This window comes from Massilia aerilata, assembly GCF_042656905.1.
Taxonomy (GTDB): Bacteria; Pseudomonadota; Gammaproteobacteria; order Burkholderiales; family Burkholderiaceae_D; genus Telluria; species Telluria aerilata.
In genome coordinates this window covers 65,423-80,967 of record NZ_JBHSMZ010000006.1, presented here as the reverse complement: position 1 = coordinate 80,967, position 15,545 = coordinate 65,423, and the positions used below count along the sequence as shown (strand labels likewise).

General features: G+C 69.1%; 14 protein-coding genes. 5 read left to right on the top strand and 9 right to left on the bottom strand.

Translation table 11 applies throughout. The features are described from left to right. Positions 1-21: 21 nt before the first annotated feature. On the bottom strand, positions 22-603 hold the full coding sequence (locus ACFPO9_RS09555; RefSeq protein WP_379769903.1) for a hypothetical protein: 582 nt from the start codon (positions 601-603) through the stop codon (positions 22-24). An 80-nt stretch (positions 604-683) separates the two neighbouring features. Next, positions 684-1,364 (bottom strand): trimeric intracellular cation channel family protein, encoded by a 681-nt coding sequence (locus ACFPO9_RS09550; RefSeq protein WP_379769900.1) that lies wholly within the window; start codon positions 1,362-1,364, stop codon positions 684-686. A gap of 150 nt (positions 1,365-1,514) precedes the next feature. Here ACFPO9_RS09550 and lldD point away from each other — a divergent pair, with 150 nt between their 5' ends. Both lldD and ACFPO9_RS09540 read left to right on the top strand, forming a co-directional pair. Then, positions 1,515-2,654 carry an FMN-dependent L-lactate dehydrogenase LldD gene (gene lldD, locus ACFPO9_RS09545; RefSeq protein ID WP_379769898.1) on the top strand — a complete coding sequence of 380 codons (1,140 nt, stop codon included), beginning with the start codon at positions 1,515-1,517 and terminating at the stop codon, positions 2,652-2,654. Between the two features lie 13 nt (positions 2,655-2,667). Further along, entirely contained in the window at positions 2,668-3,408 is a 741-nt protein-coding gene (locus ACFPO9_RS09540; protein ID WP_379770999.1) for a sulfite exporter TauE/SafE family protein, read from the top strand. Here the strand turns inward: ACFPO9_RS09540 and ACFPO9_RS09535 are convergent, their stop codons facing one another. Then, on the bottom strand, positions 3,409-4,500 hold the full coding sequence (locus ACFPO9_RS09535; protein ID WP_379769896.1) for an alpha/beta hydrolase: 1,092 nt from the start codon (positions 4,498-4,500) through the stop codon (positions 3,409-3,411). It lies immediately after the preceding gene. Between the two features lie 109 nt (positions 4,501-4,609). Here ACFPO9_RS09535 and ACFPO9_RS09530 point away from each other — a divergent pair, with 109 nt between their 5' ends. Then, positions 4,610-4,972 carry a DUF2784 domain-containing protein gene (locus ACFPO9_RS09530; protein WP_379769894.1) on the top strand — a complete coding sequence of 121 codons (363 nt, stop codon included), beginning with the start codon at positions 4,610-4,612 and terminating at the stop codon, positions 4,970-4,972. On the opposite strand, the gene ACFPO9_RS09525 is transcribed toward ACFPO9_RS09530, so the two are convergent. The 3 genes from ACFPO9_RS09525 to ACFPO9_RS09515 all read right to left on the bottom strand — a co-directional run bounded on the left by ACFPO9_RS09525 (position 4,973) and on the right by ACFPO9_RS09515 (position 7,439). Then, positions 4,973-5,815, bottom strand: a complete 843-nt coding sequence (locus tag ACFPO9_RS09525) for a universal stress protein (RefSeq protein ID WP_379769892.1) — start codon at positions 5,813-5,815, stop codon at positions 4,973-4,975. An 89-nt stretch (positions 5,816-5,904) separates the two neighbouring features. Then, the gene (locus tag ACFPO9_RS09520; RefSeq protein ID WP_379769890.1) at positions 5,905-6,744 is read right to left on the bottom strand and encodes a universal stress protein; all 840 of its coding nucleotides are present in this window, start codon (positions 6,742-6,744) and stop codon (positions 5,905-5,907) included. Positions 6,745-6,818: 74 nt separating this feature from the next. Continuing rightward, complete coding sequence (locus tag ACFPO9_RS09515; RefSeq protein WP_379769888.1) at positions 6,819-7,439, bottom strand: flavin reductase family protein; 621 nt, start codon at positions 7,437-7,439, stop codon at positions 6,819-6,821. An 81-nt stretch (positions 7,440-7,520) separates the two neighbouring features. On the opposite strand from ACFPO9_RS09515, the gene ACFPO9_RS09510 reads away from it, so the two are divergent. Both ACFPO9_RS09510 and ACFPO9_RS09505 read left to right on the top strand, forming a co-directional pair. Continuing rightward, positions 7,521-7,820 carry an antibiotic biosynthesis monooxygenase family protein gene (locus tag ACFPO9_RS09510; protein WP_379769885.1) on the top strand — a complete coding sequence of 100 codons (300 nt, stop codon included), beginning with the start codon at positions 7,521-7,523 and terminating at the stop codon, positions 7,818-7,820. Positions 7,821-7,896: 76 nt separating this feature from the next. Beyond that, positions 7,897-10,125: an NADP-dependent malic enzyme gene (locus tag ACFPO9_RS09505; protein ID WP_379769883.1), complete on the top strand. Its 2,229-nt coding sequence runs from the start codon at positions 7,897-7,899 to the stop codon at positions 10,123-10,125. Between the two features lie 63 nt (positions 10,126-10,188). Here ACFPO9_RS09505 and ACFPO9_RS09500 read toward each other — a convergent pair whose 3' ends face one another. Genes ACFPO9_RS09500 through ACFPO9_RS09490 form a run of 3 tightly spaced genes read right to left on the bottom strand, consistent with a single transcriptional unit; the run spans position 10,189 to position 15,501 of the window. After that, positions 10,189-12,069, bottom strand: coding sequence for a glycoside hydrolase family 28 protein (locus ACFPO9_RS09500; RefSeq protein WP_379769881.1), 1,881 nt, complete (start codon positions 12,067-12,069; stop codon positions 10,189-10,191). 13 nt (positions 12,070-12,082) lie between these two features. Continuing rightward, entirely contained in the window at positions 12,083-14,710 is a 2,628-nt protein-coding gene (locus ACFPO9_RS09495) for a pectinesterase family protein (RefSeq protein WP_379769879.1), read from the bottom strand. Further along, complete coding sequence (locus ACFPO9_RS09490) at positions 14,707-15,501, bottom strand: rhamnogalacturonan acetylesterase (RefSeq protein WP_379769877.1); 795 nt, start codon at positions 15,499-15,501, stop codon at positions 14,707-14,709. The genes ACFPO9_RS09495 and ACFPO9_RS09490 overlap by 4 nt, the downstream gene beginning before the upstream one ends. Positions 15,502-15,545 lie beyond the last annotated feature (44 nt).

Genomic DNA, 15,545 nt, shown 5'->3' with positions numbered 1-15,545 from the left:
AACCGCTCGTGACCGCCAGGCTCAGCGCCTGCCCTTTTTCTTGATCAGATCACCGCCGCACAGACCGATGCACAGCAGCGCCGCTGCAGCCCACAGGCACCAGGCCGCGGGCAGGGCCACCAGCAGGTCCATCTTCGGATTGGCGAGGCTTGCGGCCAGCAGCGCGCCGGCGGCAACCGCGAGGAAGGACAGGAACAGGTGCTGCTGGTGGGCGCGCAGGCGGGTCCAGGGCGTGAGGCAGCACAGCAGCGCGGCCAGCGCCACCATGCGCATCGAGCCGCTGCCGGCCGCGACGCCGAACACGGCGCCGACCGCGAACAGCACGGCCAGCGCCAGGGCGGCGCCGGGCAGGGTGCCGCGCGGCCGCGTGCGCACGCGCAGGTGGTGCGGGCAGACCGCGCGGAAGCGCCGCAGCGAGCAGGCCATGACCGGCGCGCAGGCGAGGGTGTTCATGAGATGCGGGACAATGCCGGCGCGGGCGCCGAAGTTCCAGCGCTCGAGGATGGCCCAGCCGAGGAAGGAGAACAGCAGGGCGCTGAAGGCGAGGTTGACCGGGGAACGCCGGATGCTGGCGGGATACGCGGGTATCGTTGCTGGTTTCATGTCAGCCCTTCCGGTATTGACGCAAGCCTTCAGGATGCGCCAACGATGTGCAAGGGCGGCTGACTCAGGTCAAAGCGAACTCATCTTCCATCCCTGGCCTCGGTTTCCTGCTCATCGGGGTCGCGCGCGACCGGCAGGTGCCAGTCGTAGCGGATCGCCGCCATGCGCAGGGCGAAGCAGAGGATGGCGCCGGCGCTGGCCATCGGCGCCGACGGCAGGCCCAGGACGTGGCCGATGACGACCACGCCGGCGCCGGCCAGGGCCGCCACCGCATACACTTCGGCGCGCAGCACGGCCGGCACCTGGGACAGCAGGACGTCGCGCGCGACGCCGCCGCCGACCCCGGTCAGCATGCCGAGCAGGGCCGCCATCCAGGGCGCCAGGCCGTACACCAGGGCCTTCTGGGCGCCGGCCACGCAAAACAGGGCCAGGCCGGCGCCGTCGAACACCAGCACCGGGTTGCGCAGGTGGCGCACCTTCGGATACCAGAAGAAGATCAGCACGCCCGCCGCCACCGACACCACCAGGTAACGCCAGTCGCTGATGGCGGCCGGCGGCGTCGCCCCGATCAGCAGGTCGCGCACGATGCCGCCCGAATTCGCGGCCACGAAGGACAGCACCAGCACCCCGAAGATGTCCAGCCGGCGCTTGACCCCGGCGGTGGCGCCGCTCAGCGCGAACACGAAGGTGCCGACCAGGTCGAGGGTCAGGACGAGCGTCTTGAGGGCCGCCGCCACGTCGAGGGAAACTGCCGGGAACATCGGATGTCTTTACTGTCGGGTGAAAATAGGCGGCACACTATAGCATCACCGGGCCGATTAACGCGGCCGGCATGCCCATCCGTGCGCGTTTCGTCGTACACTGGACCATACGAAAAGAATAATCAACCGTTACCGTCCAGCGTCCCGTTCATGATCATTTCTTCCGCCACCGACTTCCGCGAAGCCGCGCGCCGCAAGCTGCCTCCCTTCCTGTTCCACTACCTCGACGGCGGCGCCGGCGCCGAGCAGACCCTGCGCGCCAACGTCGACGACCTGCAGAACGTCAAGCTGCGCCAGCGCGTGCTGCGCGGATCGGAAAGCCTCGACCTGTCGACCCATTGGTTCGGCCGGGACTACGCCTTGCCGATCGCGCTGGCGCCGGTCGGCCTGGCCGGGATGTACGCGCGCCGCGGCGAAGTCCAGGCGGTGCAGGCCTGCGGCAAGGCCAATATCCCCTTCATCCAGTCGACGGTCTCGGTCTGTTCGCTGGCCGAGGTGGCGGCCAGGGCCGGCAAGCCGATCTGGTTCCAGCTGTACGTGCTGAAGGACCGCGGCTTCATGCGCGACGTGATGCGCCGCGCCAGCGAGCTGGGCGCCACCACCCTGTTCTTCACGGTTGACATGCCGGTGCCCGGCAACCGCTACCGCGACCTGCACAGCGGCATGAGCGGCCCGGCCGGCCCGCGCCGCCGCATGCTGCAGGCGATGATGCACCCGCGCTGGGCCTGGGACGTCGGCCTGTTCGGCCGGCCTCACGACCTGGGCAACATCTCGGCCTACCGCGGCCACGCCACCGGCCTCGAAGACTACATCGGCTGGCTGGGTTCGAACTTCGACCCCGGCATCTCTTGGGCCGACCTGCAGTGGATCCGCGACGAGTGGAAAGGCGAGCTGATCCTGAAAGGCATCCTCGACGTCGAGGACGCGCGCGACGCCCTGGACTTCGGCGCCGACGGCATCGTCGTCTCGAACCACGGCGGCCGCCAGCTGGACGGCGCGCCGTCCTCCGCCAGCGTGCTGCCGGCGATCGCCGAGGCGGTCAAGGGCAGGATGCGCATCTTCGCCGACGGCGGCGTGCGCACCGGCACCGACGTGTTCCGCATGCTGGCGCTGGGCGCCGACGGCGTGCTGCTCGGGCGCGCCTTCATCTACGCGCTGGCCACGCACGGCCAGGCCGGGGTCGAGCGCCTGCTGGCGATCATGGAGAAGGATTTAAGGACGAACATGGTGCTGACCGGGGTGAAGTCGGTGGCGGAGATCGGGCCGCACTTGCTGGCGGACCGGGCATGAGCCGCGCGCCATGTTGCTCGCGCTGATCTTCCTCGCCGGCCTCTGGGCCGGTATCCAGAACACCCTGGCCGGCGGCGGCTCCTTCGTCACCCTGCCGGCGCTGATCCTGTCCGGCATGTCGCCGCTGGCCGCCAACATCACCTCGACCGTGGCGCTGTTTCCCGGCCAGCTGACCTCGGGCTATGCCGGCCGCAGTCTGGTGAGCGGAGCGGCCGGGCTGCGCTTCCGCACCCTGTTCATCCTGAGCGTGCTCGGCGGCGCGCTTGGGGGCCTGCTGCTCTTGCACACCTCGCCCAAGGTGTTCGCGCGCCTGGTGCCCTGGCTGGTGCTGTTCGCCACCGCCGTCTTCACCTGGGGTAGTTTCTTCCGCAAGGCGTCGGCGGAAAAGGCGGCCCACCTCGGTCCGGCCGTGACCGGCACGGCGCAGTTCCTGATTGCGGTCTATGGCGGCTACTTCGGCGGCGGCATCGGCATCCTCATGATGGCGGCGCTGACCATGGCCGGGCTGTCGGCGCGCAATGCCGGCGGCACCAAGAACGTGCTGGCGGGCGTCATGAACGCTTCGGCTGTGGCCCTGTTCATCACTTCGCGCGAGGTGCACTGGCTGCCGGCGGGTGTGCTGGCGGTGGGCGCCATCCTCGGCGGCCTGGCCGGCACCTGGGCCCTGCACCGGGTCAACGAGAAGGCGCTGCGGGTGGCGATTGTCTGCATCGGCGTGGCGCTGACGGTCGGCCTGTTCCTGCGGCCTCTTTGATTATTGCTGCCCACCGTCCAGCCAGTCGAAAATGGCCGGCCAGATCCGCGCATGGGCGCTGCGCCCCACCAGCACGCCCACGTGCTGCAGGTTGACGCCGACGTCGCCGCCGTAATGCAGCACCTGCTTGCGCGGGCTCGCCGCCGCCTCGTGGAAGGGCAGCACGGCCGCCGGCGGAACCAGCTTGCTGCGCGGGTCGATCACGCTGAGCAGCGGCGTGCTCAATTCCTTCGGACCGACGCGCCTCCCGCCGACCATGAGCGAGCCCTGCATGAATTCGTCCCGGCGGTACAGCGATTCGACGATGTCGCCGAACAGCCGCCCCGGCAGCGCGAACTCGTCGTGGGTCCATCGCTCCACCTGCATGTGGCTGGTGAAGGCCTGCGGGTCGCCCAGCGAGAGCCAGCGGTCCGTCCAGCGCTCCCACTGGAAAGCCATCGGCTCGGCCAGGGCGCTCATGGTGTTCAGGAAGGCGCCCGGCACGTGGCCGAAGCGCTCGGCCAGTTGGTGCGCGTCCGGCGTGGCCTCGACCAGCCTGTTGAAGCAGCAGGAACCCGGCTGGAAGTGCAGCGGCGACTCCAGCAGGATGGTGGCGCACAGTGCCTCCGGATGGAGGCAGCTGTGGATGGCCGCCAGCACGCCGCCGAGCGAGTGGCCGGCGATGACCGGCCTGCCGCCGGCGCCGTCCTCGGCGATGGCCCGGCGGCAGGCATCGAGCGGGCGGCCGGCATAGTCGGCCAGCCCGCAGCCGGGCGCTACCGCGCTGTCCTCAAGCGGCTCCCATTCCGCCATATAGACCCGGTAGCCGCGCTCGATCCAGCGCCTCACCACGCTGACTTCGGGCGCCAGGTCCCAGATATAGGCGCGCTTGATCGGCGCCGGCACCAGCAGCACGGCCGGCCCCTCGGCGGCTTGCGGGCCGTAGCGGCGCAGCTTCAGCCCCGGCTCGCGGTGCAGGACGGTGGACGGCGTCGGACGCGGGCCGTAGCCGGCGCGCTCCATCATCTGGCCGCGCGCCTGGCGGCTGCGGTCCATCTGTTTCAGGGCCATGACGCCCCAGTTGCCGAAGGTGTTCGAATTGCTTGCGATCATGTCGATTCCGCCTCGTCCGGTTCGGGAAGACAGCACTGTACGCCACTCCCGGGTGCGCACGAATGGCGGGCGCTTGAGCTGGGCCAAGCGCCTGCTGTAGCATGCCCGCATGCCTTACCGTCTGCTGGCCGACGCGGTCCTGCTGCTGCATTTCGGCTTCATCTTGTTCGTCATGTTCGGCGCGCTGCTGGTGGCGCGCCGGCGCCGCTGGCTGCCGCTGCACCTGGCGGCGGCGGGCTGGGGTTTCCTGGTGGAAGCCAGCGGCGCGGTCTGCCCGCTGACCTGGGCGGAACTGAGTTTCCGGCGACTGGCCGGGGAGGCCGGCTACGAAGGCGGTTTCATCGACCATTATCTGCTGCCGCTGATCTATCCGGCCGGCCTGACACGTGAACTGCAGATCGGCCTCGGCATCGGCGTGCTCGCGATGAATGCGCTGATGTACGCCTGGATCTGGCGGCGGCGTCCGGCGTAATCAATGCGCGAGCAGGGCCGGGATGCGCGCCTCGGCCAGCACCGTGCGCCTGGCGCCGCCCAGGCACAGCTCGCGCAGGCGGCTGTGGCCGTAGCAGCCCATCACCAGCAGGCCGGCCTGCAACTCGTCGGCCAGGGCCAGGAGTGCACGGCCGGTATCGCCCGTGTGTTCGCGGACCAGCGCTTCGGCCCGTACCCGGTGCCGCCCGAGGAAGCCGAGCAGCTCGTCCTGCTGGGCCGCGCAATCGGCGGCCGTCAAGACGCGGTCCGACAGCATCGCCACCGTCACCGACTCCGCGCGGCCCAGCAGCGGCAGCGAGGCGGCCATCGCGGCGGCGGCTTCGCGGCTGCCGTCCCAGGCCAGCAGCACGCGGCGGGCGAAGTCGGCGGCGGGCGCGTCGACGCCATGCGGGATCACCAGCACCGGCCGCGGGCTGTTGAGGATCACGTAGTCCGGCATGCGCAGCACGTGGTCCGACAGGGACTCGTCGAGGTCGTCCTGGCTGACCACGACCAGGTCGGCGAAGCGCGACAGCAGGGCCAGTCCGTCGTCGACTTCGTCCGCCACCAGCCGGGTGTCATGGGGCACGCCGCGCTCGCTGGCGATGGCCTCGAAGCGCTGCAGGGCCCGGCGCGCATTTTCCGCCAGCGGATCGAAGCAGGCCGCGCTCAGCGTGTCCGGGCGCTGGTGGTAACCGTTCGGGAAGATCGCGCGCGACACCCCCATCATGGCCGCCCCGGTGAGATGGGCGCCATGTTCGCGCGCCAGCAGGGCGGCCGCGTGGATGCGCGCCGGCGCGTGGCGCGACAGGTCGGCGTGGACCAGGATGGACTGCAGCGACATCGAAACCTCCGTCGGTCAGGAAAAGGGCGCGGCGGTCCGGCCGCTTCGGGCAGGCGCTGCGGCAGGACGGCGGCGCCTGCGTCCCCGGTTCAGTGCGCGATCAGCAGCGGCGCCGGCGCGCGCTCCAGCAGCTCGCGCGTGGTCCCGCCCAGCATCCATTCGCGGTAGCGGCTGTGGCCGAAGGCGCCCGCCACCATCAGCCCGGCGCCGCAGTCGCGCGCGAGCCTGCAGAGCGTATCGCCGGTGGTGGCGCGGGTGCGTTCGACCACGACGTCGACGCTGGCGCCGTGGCGCGCCAGCCAGAGCGCCATGTCGGCGCCGGGCTGCTCGCCGTGCAGGTCGGCGAGGGCGTCCGGATTGATCACCGCCAGCTTGACGGTTGCGGCATGTTCCAGCAGCGGCAGCGCGGCCGTGATCGCGCGCAGCGCCGGGATGCCGCCGTCCCAGCCGACCACCGCGGCGCCCGGGATCGGCTCGCCCTGGTAGCTGCCGGGCACCACCAGCACCGGGCGCGCGCCGCGCAGGGCCACGTGCTCGGGCAGGCTGCGCACGCGCAGCGGCAGGTTCGGATCTTTCTCGCCGTCCTGGCTCAGCACCACCAGGTCGGCATAGCGCGACTGCAGCAGCAGGGCGTAGCGCGGTTCGTCTTCGATGAGGCGGGTTTCAGGCGCTTCGACGCCGAGGTGGGCGGCGGTCTGGCGGAAGGCTTCCAGGTGGCCGGCGGCGGCCTTGCGCAGTTCCTGGAAATCGTCGCCAATGACCGGCGCCGCCATCGAGCCGCTCAGCAGGCTGTAGTCCCGCCACGAGATGCCGGTGGCGCCGCTGCCGACCAGGTGGGCGGCGTGCTTGACGGCGAGCAGGGCGGCCGCGCGCAGCCGGCTTTCCTGGCGGGCGCCGCCGTCGATGTGTACGACGATGGTCTTGTACATGTCGATTTCTCCCAAGGTGGGACCGCAGATTCCACTTTAGGCCCGGATGCGGAGGCTGTCAAAACCTGGCGCTCCTACTTCGGGCGGAACATCCGGAACAGCTGCTCGTGGCCGATCGTGAAGTAATCGGCGGGCCCGCCGCCGCGCAGGATGGGTTCGGCCGCGGCGGTGTCGTAGACCCCGTCCTTCAGCAGCGGGCGGGCGATGTGCACGCCGACGACTTCGCCCAGCACCAGCCAGGTCGGCACCTGTTCGCCGTCGGTGCGCTGCAGCTGGATGAGCTGGCTCAGCCGGCATTCGAAGGAGACCGGGCTTTCCGCCACGCGCGGCACGCTCACCACGGCCGAAGGCGCGGGCCTCAGGCCGGCCAGCTGGAACTCGTCGGTTTCCGGCGGCACCGCGGCGCAGCTCAGGTTCATCTGTCCGGCCAGCGGACGGGTCGCCAGGTTCCAGCAGAATTCGCCCGTCTCTTCGATGTTGCGCACCGAATCCTTCCAGCCGATGCTGGCAAAGCCGACGATGGGCGGCACGTAGTTGAAGGCGTTGAAGAAGCTGTAGGGCGCCAGGTTGAGGATGCCCGATTTGCTGCGCGAGGAAATCCAGCCGATCGGGCGCGGGCCGACGATGGCGTTGAAAGGGTCGTGCGGCAGGCCGTGGCCGGCGCGCGGCTCGTAGAAGTGAAACGCTGTGCTCATGTGTGCTCCTTGCGGTGATCGGCAACGATACCGTATCCGAGGCATAATTGAACGATCACTCAATCAGCGTAGGGGCAAGATATGGTTCTGGAAAGTGCGGAGATCCTGGTCAAGGCGGGCATGGAGGAGGCCTTCGAGGCCGCGGTGGCGCAGGCGGCGCCCTTGTTCAGGCGGGCGCGTGGCTGCACCGGCATGCGTGTGCTGCGCGGCATCGAGAACCCGCGCGCCTACCGCCTGCTGGTGCAATGGGACACGCTGGAAGACCATACCGTGCACTTCCGCGGCAGCGAGGATTTCCAGGAATGGCGGCGCCTGGCCGGACCCTGCTTCGACGGCGCGCCCGAGGTCACCCACCTGAGCAGCGTGCTCGAGGCCTTCTGAGCACCGGCCTGCGCCGTGCGCAGCGGCCCGCGCTTTTCTGCGACCATCGCCAGACGACCGAACAAGGGAGAAACCAATGAGTACCGAAAGCAGCCTCGATAGCGGCATCCAGGAACCGGGCAAGGACGCGCAGCTGCGCGCCGACGCCCTCGACTACCACCGCTCGCCCACGCGCGGCAAGATCGAGGTGGTCGCCACCAAGCCGCTGTCGAACCAGCGCGACCTGTCGCTCGCCTATTCGCCGGGCGTGGCCTACGCCTGCGAAGAGATCGCCGCCGATCCCGCCATGGCTGCCGAGTACACCTCGCGCGGCAACCTGGTCGCGGTGATCTCGAACGGCACCGCGGTCCTCGGCCTGGGCAATATCGGGCCGCTGGCCTCCAAGCCGGTCATGGAGGGCAAGGGCTGCCTGTTCAAGAAATTCGCCGGGGTCGACGTGTTCGACCTCGAGCTGGCCGAGAACGACCCGGATAAACTCATCGACGCCATCGCCATGCTCGAACCGACGGTCGGCGGCATCAACCTCGAAGACATCAAGGCGCCGGAATGCTTCTACATCGAGAAGAAGCTCAGCGAGCGCATGAAGATCCCGGTCTTCCACGACGACCAGCACGGCACCGCGATCATCTCCAGCGCGGCGCTGCTGAACGCGCTGAAAGTGGTCGGCAAGGACATCGGCAGCGTGAAGCTGGCCGCCTCCGGCGCCGGCGCCGCGGCCATCGCCTGCCTCGACATGATGGTGAGCATGGGCGTAAAGCGCGAGAACATCTTCGTGACCGATTCGAAGGGCGTGATCTGGCGCGGGCGCGAGGCCAGCATGGAAGCCAACAAGGCGCGCTTCGCCCAGGAGACGGAGGCGCGCACGCTGGCCGACATCGTCAGGGACGCCGACGTCTTCCTCGGCTGCTCGACCGCCGGTGTCCTGACCGGAGAAATGGTCAAGACCATGGCCGACCGCCCGGTGATCCTGGCGCTGGCCAATCCGGAGCCGGAGATCCGGCCGGAGGTGGCGAAGGCCGCGCGGCCCGACTGCATCGTCGCCACCGGCCGCTCTGACTACCCGAACCAGGTCAACAACGTGCTGTGCTTCCCCTACATCTTCCGCGGCGCCCTCGATTGCGGCGCGACCCGCATCACCGAGGAGATGAAGCTGGCCTGCGTCAGCGCCATCGCCGAGCTGACCCAGGCCGAGGCCAACGACGCCGTCGCCGCCGCCTACGCCGGCCAGGACCTGCGCTTCGGCCCCGACTACATCATCCCCAAGCCCTTCGATCCGCGCCTGATGGCGGCGATCGCCCCAAGCGTGGCCGCCGCCGCCGAAGCCTCCGGCGTGGCCGCGCGCCCGATCACCGACATGGACGCCTACCGCGAGCGGCTGGCGGCGATGATCTACCACACCAGCTTCTTCATGCGCCCGGTGTTCGCCAAGGCGCGCGCCAAGCCGCGCCGCGTGGCCTATGCCGAAGGCTTCGATGCGCGCGTGCTGCGCGCGGTGCAGACCGTGGTCGACGAGGGCCTGGCGCAGCCGGTGCTGATCGGCCGCGGTCCTGACATCGAGCAGGCGATCCGCGACGCCGGCCTGCGCATGCGGCGCGACGCCGACTACACGCTGGTCGAATGCGGCGACGACACCACGGCCTGCGGCACCAGGCTGCTGGCCTCCGGTAAGGTCGATGCCCTCATTTGCGGCATGCAGGGCAGCTACGACAGCCACCTGGCCCACGTCCAGCGCGACATCGGTCTTGCGCCCGGCGCGCAGGTGATGGCGGCGATGAACGCGCTGGTGCTGGACAAGGGCACGCTGTTCATCACCGACACCTATGTCAACGACCAGCCCAGCGCCGAGGAACTGGCGGCGATCGCCAGGATGGCCTCGGAAGAACTGCGCCAGTTCGGCCTCGAGCCGAAGGCGGCGCTGCTGTCGCATTCGATCTTCGGCTCGTCCTCGCGGCCGTCCGCCCAGCGCGTGCGCGAGGCGCGCGAGATCCTGGCGCGCGAGGCGCCGGGGCTTGACGTGATCGGCGAAGTGCACGGCGATGCCGCGCTGGACGAGAACATCCGCGCCATCTACCTGCCGGACGGCCAGCCCAACTTCGAAGGCAGCGCCAACCTGCTGGTGATGCCGTCGCTGGATTCGGCGAACATCCTGTTCAATGTGCTGAAGGTCTCGTCGGGCAAGGGTGTGACGGTGGGGCCGATCCTGCTGGGCGCGGCCAAGTCGGTGCACATCCTGAGCCCGAGCGCCACCGTGCGCCGGATCGTCAACATGACGGCGCTGGCGGTGGCGGACGTCAAAGACGCTTGAAAAGGGGCGCCGATTTGTGACGTGCAGTCACAAATCGGCGCCGAAGCTCGAGAAGCCTGGCAATCAGGCTTCGAGTGCGCTGTTGAGCTTTTTCCCGCCGATCGTCACGTTCTTCAGCGTCAGACCCTTCACGTTGTACAGGTACCAGGGCTGGTCCGCGTTCGACGGCGTGCCGAAGTCGCAATCGGTGATGCTCACGTCGCGCACCGGCAGCACCGCCGGACGCGGCGCCGGCCCGTTGTAGTCCGAGGCCACCGGCCCCAGGATCACGAAGGCCTGCCAGCTGGACGCCTGCCTCCCGTCCTTCGTCTTCACATTGCCGACCCGGATGTTCGAGATGTGCACGTCGTGCACCTCGGGCGGACGGATGCGCACGTTGTCGGCGCGCGGCGTGTAGTCGCAGTCGAAGGTGATGACGCCGCCGGCCGCCGCCGCCACCGTGCGGGTCGGAATCGGCGAGCCGGGCAGGGTGGCGTAGAACGAGGGGCTGGTCTGCACGCCGTTCGGGATGCTGACGTTACGCACGTAGAAGTAGCGCAGGAAGCCGCCGCGGTTCATGTTGGTCTTCAGGCGGATCGCGATGTTCAGCGGGTTGGTCGCCCAGTTCCTGTTCTCGAAGACCAGGTCCTGCGCATACACCTTCTGGATGCCGCCGGCCATCTCGCTGCCCAGCGTGACGGCGCCGTGCCCGCTGTGCATCCTGCACTTCTGGATCACGATGTTCTGCGAAGGGCCATGCTGGGTGTCGAGGTTCTTGCCGGCCTTGATCGCGATGCAGTCGTCGCCGGTGTCGAACTCGCAGCTGTCCACCAGCACGCCGTCGCAGGCTTCCGGGTCGAAGCCGTCGCTGTTCGGCCCCAGGCTGTTGGCGTAGACCCTGCGGATCGTGAGGTCGCGGCAGGCCACGGGGTGGTGCTGCCAGAAGGGCGTGTGCGTGACCTGGTAGCCTTCCAGCAGCACGCCGCTGCACTCGACCAGGTGGATCATCGGCGGGCGCAGGTAGTGGCCGAGGCCGAACACGCGCTGCTCGATCGGCACGCCGGCCTCGGACAGCGCCGGCAGGTAGGCGTCGTCGGCGCGCCATTTGTCGCCTTCGCCCTGGATCAGCAGGCGCTTTTCCTCGGACAGGCCGGGCGCGATTTCCGCCAAGGACTTCGGGTTCAGCGGATTGACCTGGTTCTGCGCCAGCTTGCCCGGCACGTAGTTCGGCGACTTGTCCTGGGCCACCGAGTTGATGGTGGCGTTCTTGCCCTTCCAGGTCCACCAGCAGTCATTGCCGCCTTCGAAGGGCACGCCGCCCTGGCCGTCAAGGATGGCGGTCCAGTCGTCGGCGGTGAGGGCGATGTTGTTCGCCTTGTGCGCGTAGACCATGGACGAGAAATTCAGGCAGTCGTTGCTCTGCCAGCGCGAGACGACCAGCTTGCCGTTCGCCCCGCAGTCATGGTCGCCGTACTTCGCGAAGTCGCGCGGGTCGTTGCTGAAGTAGACGTGGGCGCCGGCCTGCAGGTGCACGTTCACGTTCGACAGCAGGACGATGGGGCCCGCGCAGAACCAGTCGCCTTTCGGGATCACGACGCGGCCGCCGCCTTCCCGGTGGCAGCGCTCGATCGCGTCGCGGATCGCCGGGTAGCAGTCTTTCGAGCCCGGGGCCGGGGTGTGCAGGGTTTCCTGGTCTTCGAAGGAGACCCAGGCTTTTACCGGGACCAGCTTGCACGGCTCCGCGCCGAAGCCCGTCACCACGTAATCCTTCTTGCGGAACTTGACCGGCATCGCCAGGCGGCTGGCGATGGCCTGGGCTTCGCGCCACGGGTCGGCGGCGGCCTTGCCGACGGCTTGCGCGGCGGCGGCGGCGGCTTGGGCGCCGGGAGTCAGCGCGAGTCCCGCCAGGCCGGCCAGGGAAGTGCTGCGCAGGAAGCTGCGGCGGCTGTCGAAAGCTGATGTCATGCTGCGGTCTCCGTCATTCGTTCGTGTTGTTGTATTCGCCGAGGTAGATCTCGGCCGGCGCCGGGCGCGGCTTGCCGCCCAGGACCTTGTTCACGTCCAGCCCGGCCGTGGGGTGGACGGCTTCCAGGTTGGCCCAGAAATCGTAGGAGTCGAATTGTGCCGGGCGGTGCGCCATGGTGCCCATGCGGTTCCATTCCGACCAGGGGTTGTCGCGATCGATGTGGGCGCCGATGCGCGAGTTCAGGATTACCGCCTTGCCGACCGATTCCAGTGTGCGCAGGCGGATCGTGCCTTCCGGCGCGCGGTAGACGTCGCTGTCGCCCAGGCGGCAGCGGTAGCCCTCCACGGCCATCCAGCCGTAGGGCGTGCAGCGCTGGTTGTGGAACCATTGGCGGGCCAGGTAGAACCGGGTTTCACTGGCGGCCGGCTTGTCGGCTGTGAAGCGGCAACCGTTGAACACGAAGCCGTACTTTGCGCGGCGGCTGGTATCCGGCGCCAGCGCATACGAGGCGGCGCGCCCGGCTATGGACTTGATCTCGCAATCGTCGAAGTAGGCGATGCTGTCGCCGAAGATGAAGTCGACGTCGCCCTCGACATAAGACTTGTGGAAGTAGCTGCGCACCGTGCTGTTCTGGTCCGGCGCATTCAGGAACAGCGTGTCCTGCAGGCCCAGCAGGCGCAGGTTCTCGAACTGGACGCGGTCGGCGCCGTCCACGCGCAGGGCCACGGCCTGGTGGTGGACACGGCTGCCGCCCGTGTTGTCCGGGCAGCCGTCGCCCACGCACTCGGTGCGGGCCCTGGCGCCGCCGCGGTTGAATGCGTTCTCGATCGTGATGTTCCGCGCCTGGAAACCGTCGGCCCTGATCCAGGCGGTCCCGGAGCCGCCGGTCGACAGGGCCGGCAGATCCTTCAGCTGTTCGTACATCGCGCGCACCGAGGGCGGGGCGCCGTCGAACTGGGCGCCGTGCAGCCGGCGGTAATCCGCGCCGGTGGTCGAGGCGTCGAGGCCGGCGACGATGCGCACGGCGCGCGGGTCCGGATCCTCGGAATACAGCGTGATGGGCGGGGCGCCGGCCGGCACATAGAGCAGCTCGCGGTACACGCCCGGCCGGATGCGGATGTAGATGCGCTTGCCCTTCGCGCCGGCGGCGATGGCCTTGTTCACGGCGGCCTGCACGCTGGCGCCCGCATCGACCGTGTCATCGGCCATGAACCGGGCGCCGGTGGCGAGCGGATCGGCCAGCGGGTCCCAGCGATCGACGCGCTCGGCGCCGACCGTGCCCACGTACTTCAGCACTTCGCGCGCTTCGAAGGCTTTCGCCTGCTCGGCGCTGAGCTGGGGCCGCGGATTGCGCACGGGCTCCGCCGGGAAGGCCGGGAAGCGCCCGCTGCAATCGACTGGCGCCGCCGCCTCGCCGAGGAAGCTGGCGGCGCCGGTCACCTGGGCGAACTCGGTCTTGACCACCGGCTGGCCGTCGACAACCACGTCGGCCAGGCGCAGGCGCAGCGGGTGCGCATCGTCGTAGCCCTGCAGATTGATCTTGCCCGGCGTGAGGCTGTGGACGCGCTCCATGCGCACGTCGCGGTAGTCGGGGACCAGGCTGCCCGGCTTGTCGGCCTGCTCGTAATGGGTGGTGATGTCGATCGGCGCTTTGGTGCCGCGCAGGCAGACGTCGCGATACAGAATGTCGGACACGGTGCCGCCGCGCTTATCATTACTCTTGATGCGCAGGCCGGAGGTGGTGCCGTCCATCGACAGATCCTCGACCAGCACGCGCCGCACGCCGCCATTGGTCTCGCTGCCGATCGACATGCCGTGGCCGCTGTAGAAATGGTTGTGCAGGATCGAGACGTTCTCCGTCGGACCGTTGCTGCCGCCCTTGATGGCGACGTTGTCGTCGCCGGTGCGGATCCAGCTGTGGGCGATGGTGATGTTCTTCGACGAGATCGGGTCGATGCCGTCGGTGTTGCGCGCGTCGTGCGGGGTGTCTATCTTCACGCCCCAGGCGGTGAAGCCGTCGACCTGGTTCAGCGTGACGTGGAAGTTCGGCGAATTCTTCAGCAGGATGCCGGCCATCGTGAAGTCCTGCGACTTGTCTACCTGGATCAGGCGCGGCACGTTCTGGCGCGTCTTTTCCTTTTGCGCGCGGCGGGCGATCTGCCACCAGGATTCATTCGTGCCGAGGATCTTCTCGCCGCCGCGGCCGTCGATCGTGCCGCGCCCCATGATGCCGCTGCCGCGCGTGTTCTCGGCCGTGATCAGCGGCCGGCAGCCGCGCCCGTTCTGGTCGTTGCTGCCGCAAGTACCACTACCGCGGTCGAACAGCTTCGGATCGCTGCTGGCGTACAAAGTGGCGCCTTCGTCGACGACCAGGGTCACGCCGGTCTTCAGCAGCAGCGGCCCGGAAACGAAGCTGCGTTTGGCATTGCTGGCCGCGAGCACCACGGCGTGGCCGGGCGCGCAGGCGTCGATGGCGGCCTGGATGCGCGGGCCGTCGTTGCGCTCGGGCGCGAACGCCTCGCCGGTCAGGATGGCGCAGGCGGGCGGCGGCGCCGGCTCGGTGACGGTGCGCGTGTCCTGGGCGTGGACCACGCCTGGCAGGCCTGCAGCGAGCAGGAGTGGCAGCAGGCATGCTTTCAAGGTTTGCCTCCGTCCTTGAACCAGCTACGGGTCGCCGGCAGCGCCTGCACCAGCTCGCGTTCGACCATCGCGGCGAACAGTGCCGCACCCTTGGCGCCGACGTGGGTGCGGTCGAAGGCGGTCTTGGCCGCGCCCTGGGGTTCGAGCTTGTTCGGGTCCTGGGGCGTCGCAGCCTGCGTCGATGGTGGCGGCGCCATGGCGAGCGTATCGGCTTCCTGCTGGCCCATCGCCTGCACCGCGGCGTAGCTGTCGGCGTTCAGGTCCAGCAGCACGGCCTGTTCGCGTGCTGCGGCCTTGCGCGTCGCGCCGGCCCATGGCGCCAGGTCGTTGTGCAGCCAGGCGCCATGGAAGGAGCGGCGCGTGAGCGGCGTCACCAGCACCGGCAAGCCGCCAAGCAGCCGGGTCTCCTGCGCATAGCGCGCCATATTGGCGGGGAATTCGGTGACGAAATCGGTGGAGCGTCCGGGCTTGCCCGGCTGGTCGTTGTGGCCGAACTGCACCAGCACATAGGTGGCGCTGAAGTTGGCGCCATCCTTCAACAGGCGCTGCACCTCGTCCCAGCGGCCTTCGGCGCGGAAGCTGGCCGTGCTGCGCCCGCCCTTCGCCAGGTTGATGCAGCTGACCTCAGGCTGGAAGCGGGCGCACAAGGCGTCGCCGTAGCCGCTGTTGGTCTGCATGGTCGAATCGCCGACCAGGATGACGCGGATGGGGAGGCGCTCGGCGGCGTGAATGGAGGGGGAAAGAACAGCCGCGCACAGCAGCGCGGCCGGGACGAAACGTGGAAACTTCATGAGACTCCTTTGCCGCTGGTGCTGATATGAATGCTGGCGCAGGC